Annotated in this window: 12 protein-coding genes; 6 read left to right on the top strand and 6 right to left on the bottom strand. The window is 66.1% G+C overall.

The genetic code is table 11. The annotated features are described in order from the left end of the window. Positions 1 to 75 precede the first annotated feature (75 nt). From VX037_RS21070 to VX037_RS21050, 5 genes are all read right to left on the bottom strand, one after another. Positions 76 to 1,488: a cytochrome P450 gene (locus VX037_RS21070; protein WP_287014707.1), complete on the bottom strand. Its 1,413-nt coding sequence runs from the start codon at positions 1,486 to 1,488 to the stop codon at positions 76 to 78. 178 nt (positions 1,489 to 1,666) lie between these two features. Next, complete coding sequence (locus VX037_RS21065; RefSeq protein ID WP_328715788.1) at positions 1,667 to 4,069, bottom strand: excinuclease ABC subunit UvrA; 2,403 nt, start codon at positions 4,067 to 4,069, stop codon at positions 1,667 to 1,669. A 163-nt stretch (positions 4,070 to 4,232) separates the two neighbouring features. Continuing rightward, positions 4,233 to 4,643, bottom strand: coding sequence for a VOC family protein (locus tag VX037_RS21060; RefSeq protein ID WP_235724771.1), 411 nt, complete (start codon positions 4,641 to 4,643; stop codon positions 4,233 to 4,235). 5 nt (positions 4,644 to 4,648) lie between these two features. Continuing rightward, positions 4,649 to 5,101 (bottom strand): helix-turn-helix transcriptional regulator, encoded by a 453-nt coding sequence (locus VX037_RS21055; RefSeq protein ID WP_266063459.1) that lies wholly within the window; start codon positions 5,099 to 5,101, stop codon positions 4,649 to 4,651. A 52-nt stretch (positions 5,102 to 5,153) separates the two neighbouring features. Then, complete coding sequence (locus tag VX037_RS21050; protein WP_328715787.1) at positions 5,154 to 5,846, bottom strand: HAD family hydrolase; 693 nt, start codon at positions 5,844 to 5,846, stop codon at positions 5,154 to 5,156. 107 nt (positions 5,847 to 5,953) lie between these two features. Here VX037_RS21050 and VX037_RS21045 point away from each other — a divergent pair, with 107 nt between their 5' ends. Together VX037_RS21045 and VX037_RS21040 are read left to right on the top strand one after the other, a co-directional pair. Beyond that, a complete protein-coding gene (locus tag VX037_RS21045) occupies positions 5,954 to 6,955 on the top strand; it encodes a TIGR03557 family F420-dependent LLM class oxidoreductase (RefSeq protein WP_328715786.1) in 1,002 nt (333 codons plus the stop codon). Positions 6,956 to 7,140: 185 nt separating this feature from the next. Continuing rightward, positions 7,141 to 8,664 carry a catalase gene (locus VX037_RS21040; RefSeq protein ID WP_266063457.1) on the top strand — a complete coding sequence of 508 codons (1,524 nt, stop codon included), beginning with the start codon at positions 7,141 to 7,143 and terminating at the stop codon, positions 8,662 to 8,664. A gap of 51 nt (positions 8,665 to 8,715) precedes the next feature. Here VX037_RS21040 and VX037_RS21035 read toward each other — a convergent pair whose 3' ends face one another. Further along, positions 8,716 to 9,462 (bottom strand): hypothetical protein, encoded by a 747-nt coding sequence (locus VX037_RS21035; protein WP_266063456.1) that lies wholly within the window; start codon positions 9,460 to 9,462, stop codon positions 8,716 to 8,718. A 206-nt stretch (positions 9,463 to 9,668) separates the two neighbouring features. On the opposite strand from VX037_RS21035, the gene VX037_RS21030 reads away from it, so the two are divergent. The 4 genes from VX037_RS21030 to VX037_RS21015 all read left to right on the top strand — a co-directional run bounded on the left by VX037_RS21030 (position 9,669) and on the right by VX037_RS21015 (position 16,635). Next, positions 9,669 to 11,519, top strand: a complete 1,851-nt coding sequence (locus VX037_RS21030) for a peroxidase family protein (protein ID WP_328715800.1) — start codon at positions 9,669 to 9,671, stop codon at positions 11,517 to 11,519. Next, on the top strand, positions 11,516 to 12,634 hold the full coding sequence (locus VX037_RS21025) for a catalase family protein (RefSeq protein WP_328715785.1): 1,119 nt from the start codon (positions 11,516 to 11,518) through the stop codon (positions 12,632 to 12,634). Before VX037_RS21030 ends, VX037_RS21025 begins: the two co-directional genes overlap by 4 nt. 172 nt (positions 12,635 to 12,806) lie before the next feature. Continuing rightward, positions 12,807 to 15,398 (top strand): LuxR C-terminal-related transcriptional regulator, encoded by a 2,592-nt coding sequence (locus VX037_RS21020; RefSeq protein WP_328715784.1) that lies wholly within the window; start codon positions 12,807 to 12,809, stop codon positions 15,396 to 15,398. Positions 15,399 to 15,516: 118 nt separating this feature from the next. Then, entirely contained in the window at positions 15,517 to 16,635 is a 1,119-nt protein-coding gene (locus VX037_RS21015; protein ID WP_328715783.1) for an NAD(P)/FAD-dependent oxidoreductase, read from the top strand. The last annotated feature ends 26 nt before the right edge of the window (positions 16,636 to 16,661 follow it).

Genomic DNA, 16,661 nt, shown 5'->3' with positions numbered 1-16,661 from the left:
GCACCCCGCTCGACGACGACGCCGAAACGATCCTCACCGCCATCAACGCCAGGCACTAAGGAGGTCCAACTCAGGTCAGGCGCGCGGCACCTCGTGCATCACCCGACGACGCATGTCGATCGGCAATCCGTCTGCGGGGGTCGGTCCGGTGCCGTAGGTCAGATCGAGTCGGTAATCGGCCGGGACGGACCACTCGAAACGCTGCAGCAGCTGGTGCATGATCGCCTTGACCTCCATGCCACCGAAGTAGAGGCCGATGCACTTGTGGGCGCCGCCACCGAACGGTGCCCACGCGAATCGATGGACCTTGTCCTCGCGGCGCTCTGGGGAGAACCGGTCCGGATCCCAGTGGGTCGGGTTGGGCCACCACTCCTCGCGCAGCATCGATGCCCACGGATGGATGCTGACCAGGGTGCCCTTGGGCACGTAGTGCCCGAGGATGTCGGTGTCGGCCACCGTCTTTCGGAACAACATGCCCACCGGCGCGTTGATGCGGAGCGTCTCCTTGAAGGCCAGGTCGAGGCTGGGCAGTTTGTCGAGGTCGTCGTAGTCGATGGTTGATTTGCCCAGCGCCAGCGATTCGTCGCGGAGTCGCTGCTGCCACTGCGGGTGGCGACCCAGGAAATAGGTCATCATCGACAAGGCGATGGTGCTGGTGTCGTGGGCGGCCATCATCACGAAGATCATGTGGTTGACGACGTCCTCGTCGCTGAACGAATTGCCGTCCTCGTCCTGGCTGTGGCAGAGCACGCTGAACAGGTCGTCGCCGTCACCGGCGCGACGAGCGGCGATCTCCGAACGGAAGTAGTGCTGCAACGCTTCTCGTCCACGCAGCCCCCGCGCCCAGGTCCAGTCGCGGACGTCCGCGCGCACCATTGCCTGTCCGCCGCGGACCGCGGCCTCGAAGGCGCTCTCGAGGCGATGCGTTTCGCTCTCGTTGAGTGACGCACCCATGAAGACTTCGGTGGCCAACGACAGAGTGAGGTCCTTGGTACGTGAGTACATGGGGAACCCGGCGCCCACGTCCCAGTTCGCCAGGGTCTTCTCGATGTGGGGTGTCATCATGTCGAGATATCCGTTGAGTCGAGGCCTGGTGAAGGCCTGCTGCAGGATTCGACGGTGATGCATGTGCTCCTCGAAATCCATCAACATGATGCCGCGACGGAAGAAGGGGCCGATCATCGGTTCCCAGCCCTGCTCGCTGGAAAATGCCTTCTCGCGGTTCATCCATCCGCATTCGATGGCCTCGGGGCCGATGAGCGTCACGATGTTCATGTTGAGCGAACCCGACCACGAAACCGGGCCGTACTTCTCGTACCGCTCCATCGCGCTCGCGAGCGGGTCGGCGAGCGCTTCGAGTGTGTTGCCGAGAAACGGCATGCCCGCATCACCCATCACCGGCTTGAGGCCCGAACCGGCCGGCGGTTCGGCCAGCGGCCGCGGCTTACTCGGGTAGGCCTTGCTGACCTTGCCCAGCGTCGACTGCATCGTCTTCTTCGCGTTCACTCCAGCGCTCCCGCCCATGTCATCGCCCCCGGTGCTCCGATCCCTCCGGACCGAGTAGCGCAGGAACGGAGCACCAAAGGAACGAATCGCTACAGATGTTTCAAAAGTAGTCTACGACGGGGATCCGGCGACGTCACCGAAATCTGCGAAGCACACCGAACTACTGCGTCGCGACGTAGTCGGCGAGGTGTGTGCCGGTCAGCGTTATCGGATCGGCGATCAAGTCGGCCGGGGTGCCCTCGAAGACGATCCGGCCGCCGTCATGACCCGCACCGGGGCCGAGATCGACGATCCAGTCGGCGTGCGCCATGACCGCCTGGTGGTGCTCGATCACGATGACCGACTTCCCGCCGTCGACCAGTCGATCGAGCAACTCGAGCAGCTGTTGCACGTCGGCCAGGTGCAGGCCGGTGGTGGGCTCGTCGAGGATGTAGATGTCGCCCTTGTCTCCCATCTGAGCGGCGAGCTTCAGCCGTTGCCGCTCGCCACCAGACAGTGTGGTGAGCGGTTGACCGATGGTGAGGTAGCCCAGCCCGACGTCCCGCAGCCGGACGAGGATCTTGTGCGCCGCCGGGATCTTGGCGTCGGCCGACCCGAAGAACTCCTCGGCCTGCGCCACGGACATGGTGAGGACCTCGCTGATGTCCTTACCGCCGAATGTGTACTCCAGCACGTCGGCGGAGAACCGTTTGCCCTCACACACCTCGCAGGGTGTGGCGACACCGGCCATCATCGCCAGGTCCGAGTAGATGACCCCTGCGCCGTTGCAGTTCGGGCAGGCACCTTCGGAGTTGGCGCTGAACAGTCCTGGTTTCACCCCGTTGGCCTTGGCGAACGCCTTGCGAATCGGATCGAGCAACCCCGTGTACGTGGCCGGGTTGCTGCGTCGCGACCCGCGGATGGCGCCTTGATCGATCGACACCACTCCGTCGCGAGTGGCCAGCGACCCGTCGATCAGCGAACTCTTGCCCGAGCCGGCCACCCCGGTCACCACAACCAGTACCCCGAGCGGGATGTCGACGTCGACGTCGCGCAGGTTGTGCATATCGGCGCCGCGAATCTCCAGGGCGCCGTCGGACGTCCGCACCGACTCCTTGATCCGGGCTCGGTCATCGAGGTGCCGGCCCGTTCGCGTGTCGGCCTGACGCAACTGCTCGACTGTCCCCTCGAAGACGATCTCGCCGCCGTCCCGTCCGGCGCCGGGACCGAGATCGACCACGTGGTCGGCGATCGCGATGGCCTCCGGTTTGTGTTCCACCACCAGCACGGTGTTGCCCTTGTCGCGCAATTGCCGGAGCAGGTCGTTCATCCGTGCGATGTCGTGCGGGTGCAGACCGATCGTCGGTTCGTCGAACACGTAGGTCACGTCGGTCAGCGAGGATCCCAGATGACGGATCAGCTTGGTGCGCTGTGCTTCTCCCCCGGATAGCGTGCCCGCCGGGCGTTCCAGGGACAGATAGCCCAGGCCGATGTCCACGAACGAGTCCAGCGTCTGGCTCAACGTACCGAGCAGGGGTTTCACCGAGGGTTCGTCGAGCTGACGCACCCATTCGGCGAGGTCGCTGATCTGCATGGCACACAGGTCGGCGATGCTCTTTCCGGCGATGGTGGAGCTGCGGGCCTCCGCGGTCAGCCGGGTCCCGTCACATTCGGGGCAGGTGGTGAAGGTGATCGCGCGATCAACGAAGGCACGGATGTGCGGCTGCATCGCCTCACGGTCTTTGGACAGGAACGACTTCTGGATCTGCGGGATGAGGCCGAGGTAGGTCAGATTGATCCCGTCCACCTTGATCTTGGTGGCCTCTTTGTAGAGCAGGTCGTCGAGTTGGCGCTTGGTGAACTTGCGGATCGGCTTGTCCGGATCGAACCAGCCACAACCCCGGAAGATGCGCCCGTACCAACCGTCCATGCTGTAGCCGGGGATGGTGAGTGCGCCTTCGTTGAGCGACTTGGAGTCGTCGTACAGCGCGGTCAGGTCGAAATCCGAGACAGAGCCCCGTCCCTCGCAGCGCGGACACATGCCGCCGGTGATCGAGAAGCTGCGGCGCTCCTTGACCTTTCGACCGGCCTTCTCGACCGTCACCGCGCCGGCCCCGCTGATGGACGCCACGTTGAACGAGAAGGCCTGCGGTGAGCCGATGTGCGGTGTGCCCAATCGGCTGAAAAGGATGCGCAGCATCGCGTTCGCATCGGTGGCGGTCCCGACAGTCGAACGCGGGTTGGCGCCCATTCGTTCCTGATCGACGATGATCGCGGTGGTCAGTCCCTCGAGGACGTCGACGTCGGGCCGCCCCAGATTCGGCATGAAACCCTGGACGAACGCGCTGTAGGTCTCGTTGATCATCCGTTGTGATTCGGCGGCGATCGTGCTGAAGACCAGCGAACTCTTCCCCGACCCGGAGACGCCGGTGAACACGGTCAGTCGACGCTTGGGGATCTCCAGGCTGACGTCTTTGAGGTTGTTCTCGCGCGCTCCGGTGACCCGGATCAGGTCGTGGGTGTCGGCGACGTGGGTGTCAGGCGACGTGGGTGTGGATCGTGACGTCGTGCTGGGGGCGCTCACAGGATCTCCATCTGGTCGGGTCGGCGCACGTGGTCAGGGCAACTCGTTGTGATGCACTGTCGGTCAGGGTCTCCGGTGGCGTCTGGTGGCTTGGCGTCGACAGGAGTTCGGCGACGGCATGCCCGGTTCGGTATCCACACATCTTCGTGGCGGCGGACTGTGGTCACTGCAGTTGGTCGATACGGATCAGGTTGCCCGCCGGATCGCGGAACGCGCAGTCGCGGACTCCGTACGGCTGATCGGTGGGTTCCTGCAGCACCTCGGCGCCGGCGGCCTCGAGCTTCTCGAACAGTCCGTCGAGGTCATCGGTGGCCAGGGTGACCGCGCCGAAGCTGCCCTTGGCGATGAGGTCGAGGATCACCCGCCGTTCGTCGTCGGTGATCCCGGGATCCGCGGCAGGTGGATGCAGCACGATCGAGGTCTGCGGTTGATCCGGTGGTCCTACGGTCAGCCACCGCATCCCCTCGTATCCGACGTCTTTGCGAACCTCGAATCCGAGGATGTCCCGATAGAACCCGAGGGCGGCGTCCGGGTCGGTCTGCGGCAGGAAGGTGTACTGGATGACGATGCTCATGGGACTCACGCTAGACGCGGAGAACGGCTCGCGGCTTCTCGATTCCTGACCGGTCTGGTGACCTGTTTGGCCAGACACGCCGGTATCCCCGCGGTGGATTCGGCCCCGCTCTCCCGTTCCCGGTAGACACTCGGGGGCACACCGACGAGTTCGGTGAATCGGGTACTGAACGTGCCCAGCGACGAACAGCCGACCGCGAAGCAGACGTCGGTCACGGTCAGATCGCCCCGCCGCAGCAGTGCCATGGCACGTTCGATGCGCCGTGTCATCAGGTACGAGTACGGGGACTCGCCGTAGACCCGTCGGAACTCGCGGCTGAGGTGTCCGGCGGACATGTGGGCGCCACGGGCCAATGCTTCGACGTTCAACGGCTCGGCGTAGTCGCGATCGATGCGATCGCGAACGCGTCGCAGCCGCGCGAGGTCGCGCAGGCGATCGGCTTCAGACGACTCGGACACGTTGTGATCGTGCCATGCCCACCGCCTGTTGCCCAGGTCGAACGAACCTCCGTCAGGGCAACCAGCGGCGGGTGGCCAGCTCACCCACGTCGTCGACCACTTCCACCGCTCCGGCCGCCGTCAACTCGGCTTCGGAGAAACCGCCGCTGCGGACCGCCACACACCTGGCGCCGAGCCGGTTGGCCGATTCGACATCCCACACTGTGTCGCCCACCACCACCGCGTCGGCGCCGCCGGCCCGCTGCAGTGCCGTCGCCAGAATGTCCGGCTCGGGCTTGGATCGGTCCACATCCTCCGACGAGGTGACCGCCGCGAACTCGTCGCCGGCCATGCCGAGCATCCGCAGCGCGGCCTCGGTGAACTCTTCGGCTCCGGACGAGGCAAGCGCCACCCGGTGGCCGGCCTGCTGTAGCTGATCGATCAACGCGCGGGCACCCGGAAACACCCTGACCTCGGGGAGCAATTGCCGATAGCGATCGGCCCAGTCCGCCCGCAACTCGTCGCCGAGCCGGTCCTCGACCTCGCGGCCGCAGACCTCGCCGACCAGGAGGTCACCGCCCATGCCGACGGTTCGATGCACCCGCCACCAATCCGGGGTCAGGTCGTGGGCTGCGAAAGCGCGTATCCAGGCCAGCGCATGAAAGTAGGTGGAATCAATGAGGGTGCCGTCGACGTCGAGCAGCACGGTGTCGGCGAGGGACTCATCGCGGTCGGGTGATTCGCGGTGTCCGGATGCGTTCGTCATGCTCTCCCCTGGGTTTGGATGTCGACTCGAGGTGTTACCCCGTCGGTACTGCAGGCAATCACGGAGGACGACTGATTCCTCCGATGCTCGACGAAGGAGCGCACCCCATGCCCACACGCTTCGGCTACACATTGATGACCGAGCAGGCCGGACCCAAAGAACTCGTCCGGTACGCGGTCGGCGCCGAGGAGGTGGGCTTCGACTTCGAGGTGTCCAGCGACCACTACTTCCCGTGGCTGTCGGCGCAGGGCCATGCGCCCTACGCGTGGAGTGTGCTCGGGGCGGTCGCACATGCGACCGAACGCGTGGACCTCATGACGTATGTCACCTGCCCCACCATTCGCTACCACCCCGCCGTCGTCGCGCAAAAGGCGGCCACCCTGCAGTTGCTCGCCGACGGGCGGTTCACCCTCGGCCTCGGAGCCGGTGAGAACCTCAACGAGCACGTCGTCGGGGAAGGCTGGCCGGCCGTCGCCGACCGTCAGGCGATGCTCGCCGAGGCGATCGAGATCATCCGCGCGTTGCACACCGGGGACCTCGTCGACTTCCGTGGCGACTACTTCCAGGTGGACGCCGCGCGCATCTGGGATCTGCCCGAGACGGTGCCGCTGGGCGTGGCCGTGTCCGGCGCGCAGGGTATCGAGGAGTTCGGTCCGCTCGCCGACCACCTGATTGCGGTCGAACCGAATCCGGGTCTTGTCGACACCTGGAACGCGACCGACGGCACCGGGACGATCGGCATCGACAGCCGCGCGATCGGTCAGATCCCCATCTGCTGGGATCGTGATCGCGATGCCGCGGTCGCCCGAGCCCACGATCAGTTCCGCTGGTTCAGCGGCGGGTGGGATGTCAACGCAGACCTGCGGACCACCGCCGGGTTCGCCGCGGCGACCCAATACGTTCGACCCGCGGATGTGGCCGAATCGATTCCGTGCGGGCCCGATCTCGACGCCGTCGTCGACGCCGTGCGACCTTTCTGGGAAGCGGGATTCACCGATATCGCACTTGTCCAGATCGGTGGCGAATCGCAAGCCGAGTTCCTCGAGACGGCCGCAAAACCGTTGCTGGACAAGCTCCGTTCCGCCGCGTCGGGAGGTGGGGCCCAGTAGTGTGATCACACGACGGCAAGCAAAGCGGTTCGATTGCAACATCATTCACACCCAATCCGTCGACGGGCCCGGCAACCCACGACCGCGCGACACGCGGCCGGGGTAGCATCGGCCAAGGACCTCAAACAGCTCGGGTCCACACAACTGCACAGCCCTTAGACGGATGAGACCTTCTCGGAGGCGATATGTCCGACGACAACACGTCGATCTACACAACCCGGGATTCCGGGGCACCGGCCGGCAGCGACGAGCATTCGCTGACCGTCGGCGCCGGTGGGCCCATCGTCCTGCACGATCACTATCTGATCGAGCAGATGGCACAGTTCAATCGTGAGCGCATCCCCGAACGCCAGCCCCACGCCAAGGGCAGCGGTGCGTTCGGCACATTCGAGACCACCGCGGACGTGTCGCAGTACACCTGCGCGGGGTTGTTCCAACCCGGTGTCAAGACCGAGATGGTGGCTCGCTTCTCCACCGTTGCCGGTGAACGCGGCAGCCCCGACACCTGGCGCGACCCTCGCGGATTCGCACTGAAGTTCTACACCGACGAAGGAATCTACGACATGGTCGGCAACAACACGCCGATCTTCTTCGTCAAGGACCCGATGAAGTTCCAGCACTTCATCCGCTCACAGAAGCGTCGCGCAGACAACAATCTGCGCGACCACGACATGCAGTGGGACTTCTGGACGCTGTCGCCGGAGTCGGCGCATCAGGTCACCTGGTTGATGGGTGACCGGGGTATACCCAAGACGTGGCGGCACATGAACGGTTATTCATCGCACACCTACCTGTGGGTCAACGCCGAAGGTGTGAAGCACTGGGTGAAGTACCACTTCATCTCCGATCAGGGTGTGGAGTTCTTCACGCAGCACGAAGGCGACCAGATGGCCGCGGCCGACACCGACTTCCACACACGGGATCTGTTCGAGTCGATCGCCGCGGGCGATCACCCAAGTTGGACCCTCAAGGTGCAGTTGATGCCGTATGAGGACGCCACCGGTTACCGGTTCAATCCCTTCGATCTGACCAAGGTGTGGCCGCACGGTGATTACCCACTGCACGAGGTGGGAAAGATGACGTTGCACACCAATCCCACCGACAACCACGCCCAGATCGAGCAGGTCGCGTTCGAGCCGAACAACGTGGTGCCGGGAATCGGCTTCAGCCCGGACCGGATGCTGCTGGGCCGGGTGTTCTCTTACGCCGACGCACATCGTGCGCGTCTCGGCGGCAACTACAAGGAGATCCCGGTCAATCGGCCGCGCAACGAGGTGCACAGCTACACCAAGGACGGCCACATGCGGATCACCCCCGTGTCCGATCCGGTGTATGCGCCGAACTCCAAGGGCGGGCCGGCCGCGAGCTACGCAGGCCAGGGCGAGCCGCAGTGGGCAGCGGACGGCGACATCGTCCGTAGTGCATATGTGGACCACCCCGAGGACGACGATTGGGGGCAGGCGGGCACGATGGTGCGCGAGGTGCTCGACGATGCGGCACGCGAACGCCTGGTCGACAACGTCGTGGGCCATCTGCTCAACGGTGTGTCCGAGCCGGTCCTGGCCCGGGCGTTCGAATACTGGTCCCGAATCGACCCCGACATCGGTGCTCGCATCAAGTCCGGCGTGACCGAAAAGAAGGACCAGCCCGACCCCAAGGTCGACGAGCAGGGCAACCCCGCCCGTAGCTCGATGCAGGCCAAGGTCTGACGGACTAGTCGAACGGGTGGTGTGGCAGCAGGCCACACCACCCGTTTCGTATCAGGAGGTCGCCCTCAGCGCCGTCATCACGCGGTGGGTCTTGGATTCCCGGAAATCCGCGATCGACAGGGCGCGCCGGGTCACCGTCGCGCGGATCGCTCGGTGCGCGGACATCGCGCGGACCTCGAACTGCGCTGCGGTCTCGCCAGGGTGCGGCTGCAGACGCACCGCGAGTTCGAGCAGGTCGACGTCGGCGACCGACCACCTCTCCACCTGAACCGAGCAACCGTCGAGGTCCACCTCGGGCCAGGTCTGGCAGGTCACCGGTCCCAGCGTTCCCAGATGGTCGATGGGTATCCCGCGCGGAGTACAGGTGACCACGAATTGTCGCTGCGCCGCGTCGAGGATGTGTGCCGGATCCGCGCCGTCGCGCAGCGCGGTCGCCACCGAGCCCGGCGGACGACGACTGATCGCCGCGGCCGCGACCTCTCGACGCTCCCCACACCAGTCCCGTTCGAGTCGATAGGAGAAATGTGTCTCCTCGAACGGGGCACGCCACCGTCCGACCAGACGATCGGTGTCGCATGGCCGCACCCCGACGGTGACGTCGTCCCGATCGCCGCTGCGCAGGCGGATCGTGAGACGACCGGCCAGCAGCGGGAGTGCACCCACATCGTCACGTGCCCGCGCCTCGGCGAACCACATGTCACGCCACAGCGGTGGCGAGTCGAGCAGATCCAGCGCCACCAGCGAATCGGTCACCGGGGACGCCACGTTCACCTTGATCTCGACGGGTGCGATCACCATTGCGCCTTTCTCCCAGCAGGCCGCGCGGCCGCGACCTCCTTCATCCTCGTCGGCGGTGTCGGTGACGACACGAGTACGTCGCTACCTGAGTGCGGCATCGATCCGCGGGCCGGGTGCGAGTACTTCGAGTAGTCGATTACTCGTGCCGTTCGGTCGACGTGCCCGCATACTCGGAACCGGACGAGTCGGAGGTGATCATGGTCGGGATGATTCGCTCGGTGCGCACATCCGCGCGTCGCACCGCGGGTGCGGAACCGACACCCCGTCGACGGAGCGCCACCGCTCGTGGACTCGCGCAGACTGCAGAACGTGTCGATCGCGTGGTCGGTTGGTCCCGATTGTGGTCGCCGGTCGGGCTCGCCGTGCTGGTGGGACTGCGCAGCCAGCTGCGCGCGTACAACCTCGTCGACACGGGCCGACCGGGCGCCCGGCTACCGGTCGGCACGCCGGACGAGCACCGGGCGCGGAGCGTGGACGGCACCTACAACGATCTCGGCGAGCCTCGTGCGGGTTCGGCCGGGAGCCGGTTCGGCCGCAACGTGCCGTTACCGCGCACCGCACCCGAGAACGCTGATGACATCTGCGAACCAAATCCCCGACTGGTCAGCCGAAGGCTGTTGACCCGTCGCGAGTTCCGGCCGGCCACCACGCTCAATCTGCTGGCAGCAGCCTGGATTCAGTTCGAGGTGCACGATTGGTTCAACCACGCGCCACAGGCCGGAAATCCGTGGCGCATCCGGCTACCCGACGGTGACGACTGGCCGCATGACCCGATGACATTCGCGCGTACCGCGGTCGACCCGACCGGACCAGACGATCAACCGCCCGTGTTCGCCTCGACGGTGTCGCATTGGTGGGACGGCTCGCAGATCTACGGTGAGACGGCCGACTACGCGGAGAGCATCCGCACCCACGACGGTGGGCGGATCGCGCTCGACGACGTCGGGTTGCCGCCCGTGGAGACCGAGGCACTGCTCGACCCGAATGGTCAGGCCGCCAATTTCTGGGTGGGTCTTGCCCTGTTGCACTCGTTGTTCTTGCGCGAGCACAACGCGATCGCCAACCGGTTGGCGTCCGCATACCCCGCCATGACCGATCAACAACTGTACGACACCGCCCGATTGGTGAACGCGGCGTCGATGGCCAAGATCCACACCGTGGACTGGACCCCGGCGATCATCGCGCATCCGACCACGGTTGCGGCGATGCGCGGCAACTGGTTCGGACTTCTCGGCGAACGGATGTCGGGACGCATCGCACGTTTCACCGACAACGAGATCCTCTCCGGCATCCCCGGCTCGGCGACCGCCGACAACGGCGTGCCGTTTTCCCTCACCGAGGAGTTCGTCGCCGTCTACCGCATGCATCCGCTGCTACCCGACACGGTGGCGTTCCGCAGTGGACTCGACGACCGCGTCGTGGCGCGGCACGCGATGGCCGATCTGCTCGCCGCGGACGTACGACGACATCTGACGTCGAACACCGCCGCCGATCTGCTCTACTCGTTCGGGCGCGCACACCCGGGTGAACTGTCGTTGCACAACTTCCCACGTTCCCTGCAGAACCTGGCACGACCCGACGGGACGCCGATCGACCTCGCCACCGTGGACATCATGCGGGTCCGCGAACGCGGAGTGCCGCGTTACAACGATTTTCGCCGCGCTCTGCGGATGGCACCGGTGACGACGTTCCGTGAACTGACCGGTGACGACGCGACCGCCACCGAATTGGCGGAGATCTACGGCGACATCGAGCGGCTGGATCTGATGATCGGGCTCTACGCCGAAGCCAAGCCGCCCGGATTCGGCTTCAGCGACACCGCCTTCCGGATCTTCATCCTGATGGCTTCGCGCCGCCTGTCCTGTGATCGCTTCTTCACCAGCGATTTCCGCCCCGAGGTGTACACCGAGGTCGGTATGGCATGGGTCCGGAAATCGTCGATGCGCTCGGTCCTGCTGCGTCATCATCCGATCCTGACACCTGCGTTGCGCTCAGTTGCCAATCCATTCGCCCCCTGGAGATCCGCAGCGGCATCGAGAGAGGACCGATCCCCATGACCGACATCGTCTCCGGCGGCCGGACGTATGTGCGTTTCCACGAGGACATCGAATCCCCGCGGGCCGATGAGCCCGACGACATCGAGAAGATCGTGCGCGTGCTGCGCGCGAACAACGAGCGCGCATATCGCGTGTACAAGCGAGGGTTGCGCGACGCGCACGCGAAGGGTCACGGCATCCTGCGCGGCACACTGGAGGTACTCGACGAACTGGACCCGGAGCTCGCGCAGGGAATGTTCGCCGCGCCTGGGACCTACTCGGTGATCGCACGACTGTCGAGCACGTCCGGGGCGATCCGCAGCGACCAACTGCGTGGAGTTCGGGGACTCGGCATCAAGGTGATCGGCGTATCGGGGCCGCGCGCGCTCCCCGACGACACCGCGCGGACCCAGGACTTCATCATGGTCACCCATCGCGAATTCCTGTTCGCCGACGCGCACGCCTACAGCCGCAGTGGGATGTGGACGGCGTGGGCACTGGCCCGGCTGTCCGATCCGGCACTGCGACTCGGCAGTGAGGCACTCGACGCGCTGAACAAGCACGTGTTGCCCCGGTTCGGGCGCAGGCTGCCCGACAACCTGGCGGTGTTCGTGCAACCGAACACCCATATCCTCGGTGACACCTTCCACACGTCGGCGCCGCTGCGCCATGGTGACCACATCGCCAAGATGCGTCTGATCCCACGGTCACCGGAGGTGCGTGCGCTCGCGGGTGCGTCGATGCCGCCCAACGGTGAGGTCAATGCCTTCGCCGAGTCGGTGATCGACTTCTTCGCCTGCCACGGGGCCGAATACGAACTACAAGTGCAGTTGTGCACAGACCTGGCGGAGATGCCAATCGAGGATGCGACAAAGGAATGGGACGCCGCGCGCTCGCCGTATCGTACCGTCGCGCTCCTCCGATATCCCGTGCAGGACACCTATACCCCGCAGCGCCGGGCGTTCGGCGACGAGGTGCTGTCGTTCAACTCGTGGCGGGGTCTCGACGCACACCGCCCGCTCGGATCGATCAACCGGCTCAAGCGGCGTGTGTACGACGCGTCGAGTCAGTATCGTCATCGCGTCAATCACGCCCCGATGCTCGAACCCGCCGACGAATCGGAGCTGCCGATCTGACCAGCCGGTGACCGACCGCCGACGACGCCGTGACCCGACGACCAACACCTGGCGACCGATCCGTGTCCCGATCTGTCGTGCCGGGTCACAACCAGTCGTGCGGCGCTTCCGCGTTCATCACAGTGGTCGTTCACGACGCCGCAGCGGCGCGCGGCACCTATACTCAGGACGCATGGACGGCGGTTGGCAGCTGCTCGGCCGGCCCTCCGAACATCAGGCGATCCTTTCCGCCCTGACCGACGGGGGAAGCGGCGTCATGCTGGTCGGACCCCCTGGGGTCGGCAAGACGACATCGGCACGAACGGTGACCGATTCGCTGCGTGCCCCGGTGCACTGGGCAGCCTGCACGGAGTCCTCCCGGGCGATTCCACTGGGTGCTTTTGCGCCGTGGGTCCGTCTGTCGCCGAGCACCTCCCGCGATCCGATCGCCGCACTCGTGTCGGCGCGAGAGGCATTGATCGCCGAGCCGAACACCGTGATCGGCGTCGACGATGCTCACCTGCTCGACCAGCTCTCGGCAACGCTGCTACACCAGATCACCATCGAACACGCGGCTCGTGTGGTGGCCACCGCCCGCAGCCGCGAGACCGTCCCCGACGCCATCACGACGCTGTGGAAGGACGGGTATCTCACCCGGATCGAGCTCGACCCGCTGACCAAGGACCAGTGCACCGAGCTGGTCGAGAAGGTGCTCGGCGGAACTCTCGAAGGTCTCAGCGCCGACGTGATCTGGGAATCGTCGGGTGGTAATCCCCTCTTCCTGCGAAACATGGTGGAGGGTGCGCTGGCGGCCGGAAACCTCACGGAGAACAACGAAGTCTGGCAGCTTCGTGGCCCCACCGCCGTGCCGTCGGGACTCGTGGCATTGATCGACGAGCGACTCGATCGGGCCGGTGACGCCGTGGTGGATGCGTTGAAGTTGCTCGCATTGTACGAACCACTCGATCTCGACACGCTGGTCGAACTCGCCGGCGAGGGTGCGGTGGATGCCGCGGAGGTCCGCGGGTTGATCCGCATCACCCGTGACGGTGACACGGTCAACGCCCGCTTCAGTCACCCGGTCTACGGCGACGTGATCCGTCGTCGAGTCGGCACCGTCGCTGGGCGGACCCTGCGTTCACGGATCGTGGCGGTCCTGCGTGATCGTCCGATCACCTCGGCCGCCGAGCGGATCCGGCTCGCCCGGCTCTGCGTCGATGGTGATCAGGAGATCGAGCCCAAGCTGTTGATCTCGGCCGCCAAAGATGCGGTGGCACTGACCAATCTCCCGCTCGGTGAACAGCTGGCCCGCGCCGCCCACGAACGCGGCGGCGGTGTCGCAGCAGCCGAACTGTTGTCGCGGGCACTGCTGTGGCAGGGTCGGATCGCCGAATCCGATGAAGTGCTGGCCGGCTACGACCCGGACGATCTCGACGAACTGCAGTTGGTGCAGTGGGGCGTTCCGCGGATGAGCCGGCTGTTCTGGTCGATCGGCGACGTTGCGCAGAGTGGCCGGCTGTTGCAGCTGATGCGTGACAGGGTGGGCCATCGGGCGCTGCGCTTGGTCGTCGATGCGGCCGGCGCTGCCATGGCGGTACACGAAAACCGCATCGACGAGGGCATCGAGGCGGCCGAGAAGGTTCTCGCAGACGCCGAATCACCCTCTCAGGCAATAGACTTTGCGGCATTCGGCGCAGGTTTGGCGATGCCGGTCGCCGGTCGTGGACTGGATTTCGAGCCGATCGCGGCGCAATGCCGTCCGGAGCAGAAGGCCACCGACGGCATGATCAAGGTGATGATCCGCTACGGCGATGTGCTCGCGCTGGCGACTGTCGGTGACCTCGATGCGGCCGACCGCCGCGCCGTAGAGTACGCCGAGTTCTCGTCGTCCGGCCAGTTCGTCGGCTGGGCGATCGCCAAGATCATGGCGGGTCTCGTCGCGACCCACCGCGGTGCCTTCCGCACTGCGGCGACGGCGATCGAGCAGGCACTGGCGGCGCTCAACGCCGAGACATCCCTGCCGTGGCAGCTGCCCGCGCGGCTGATCCTGGTCCGGGCCTACGCTGCGCTCGGTGAGGTGGCGAAGGCGCAGCAGGTGATCGACGACGCGGAGGAACACTCCGGACCGCACCTGCGCCTTCACGAACCGCAACGCACGATCTCGCGTGCCTGGATCGCGGCATCGACCGGGAGCCCTCGGGAGGCGATCGAGTTGTGTGGTGAGGCTGCGGACTCGGCCCAGAGCTCGGGGCAGTATGCGGTAGCCGCCGAGGCGTTGCACCATGCGGCTCGGTTCGGCGACCGGCAGATCGCGCAGCGTCTCACCGACGTCGGCCGGTTGGTCCAGGGTCCGGTGGTCGGCCTCTATGTGCAGCATGCGGCCGCGGTCGCGAATGCGGACCCGGCCGCGCTCTGCGTGGTAAGTGGGCGGTTTGAACAGATCGGTCTGATGCTCTCGGCCGCCGATGCGGCCGCGCAGGCGGTTCCGTTGTACGACCGGGCCGGACGACGACGCGAGTGTGCCGAGGCGACCGCGCGCTCCGCACGGCTGGCCGCACGCTGCGACTCGGCGACGACACCGGCCATCCGTGCTGCCGCGCGGCCGCTGCCGGTCACCGCGCGGGAGCGGGAGATCACCGCGCTGGTGGCGCAGGGGCTCAGCAACCGAGAGATCGCCGAGCGCCTCACCGTGTCGATCCGAACCGTGGAGGGGCACATCTACCGCGCCTGCATCAAACTCGACGTCGCGGATCGGGACGCCTTGGCCCGCATCGTGTGGAATTAGGGTTCTTCGCGACGCCGCTGGGCAGGCACCGGGGCTCCTCACCGAACCGGCGGCCGCTCGCGTCACGAGCCAGTGGGTTACGCATCAGGCGGCTCGCGGGACACTAGGCTGGCACACCGTGACAGAGTCCGTGGACGTCGTGGTGGTGGGTGCAGGTGTGATCGGTCTAGCCGTGGCGCGCCGGCTTGCCCGGGACGGTCTCAGCGTGGTGGTCCTCGAGCGTGAGGACGCGATCGGCACCCAGACCAGTTCCCGCAACTCCGAGATCATCCACGCCGGGATCTACTATCCGTCGGGCAGCCTGAAGGCACGGATGTGCGTGGCCGGCCGCGAACTCCTGTATCGCTACTGCGCCGATCACGATGTCGCGCACCGTCGGACCGGCAAACTGATCGTCGCCACCGACACCGATCAGCTCGCCGCACTCGACGGTATCGCCCAGCGTGCGCGCGAGAACGGCGTCGACGATCTGCGACGGATCGGTCGGACCGAACTGGCGGAGATGGAGCCCGAAGTGAGCGGCGTGGCTGCGTTGTGGTCGCCGTCGACCGGAATCGTCGACGCCCATGGTCTGATGGGTGCGCTTCGCCGCGACGCCGAGCAGGCAGGGGCGGTGATCTCCTTGCGCAGCGACGTGACAGGGGGCCGCGTTCAACCGGATGGTCGGATCGAACTCACGGTCCGCGACATCGGTGCCATCGTCTGCGCGACGGTGGTCAACTGCGCGGGTCTGGGCGCCTGGGGGCTCGCGCGATCGCTGACCGGGTTCCCGGCCGAGCGGGTGCCGCTCCGGCACCTCGCCAAGGGGAGCTACTTCGGCTTGCGAGCCGGTCGAGCACCATTCGAGCGGTTGATCTATCCGGTGCCGGTGGACGGTGGCCTCGGCGTCCATCTGACCGTCGACCTCGACGGCATCGCACGTTTCGGTCCCGATGTGGAATGGGTCGCCCACGCTGAGCATGTCGTCGATCCGGCCCGGGCCGATGCGTTCTACGCCGCCATCCGCCGCTACTGGCCCGGATTGCCCGACGACGCCCTGCAGCCGGACTTCGCCGGCGTCCGACCGAAGCTGACCGGCCCGGGAGAACCGGCCGCCGACTTCCTGGTGCAGGGGCCCACCGACCATGGCGTCGCCGGCGTCGTCAACCTGTTCGGCATCGAGAGTCCGGGCCTGACGTCCTGTCTGGCGCTGGCTGCCCATGTTGCCGCGACGATCGACCGTGACCGGCTACGGTGAACTGCACGGAGCCGTCGCGACGGCGG

It is taken from the genome of Gordonia sp. Z-3 (assembly GCF_036233855.1).
GTDB classification, from domain to species: Bacteria; Actinomycetota; Actinomycetes; order Mycobacteriales; family Mycobacteriaceae; genus Gordonia; species Gordonia tangerina.
The sequence above is the reverse complement of the archived record's forward strand: the minus strand, read 5'-3'. Positions and strand labels throughout refer to the sequence as shown.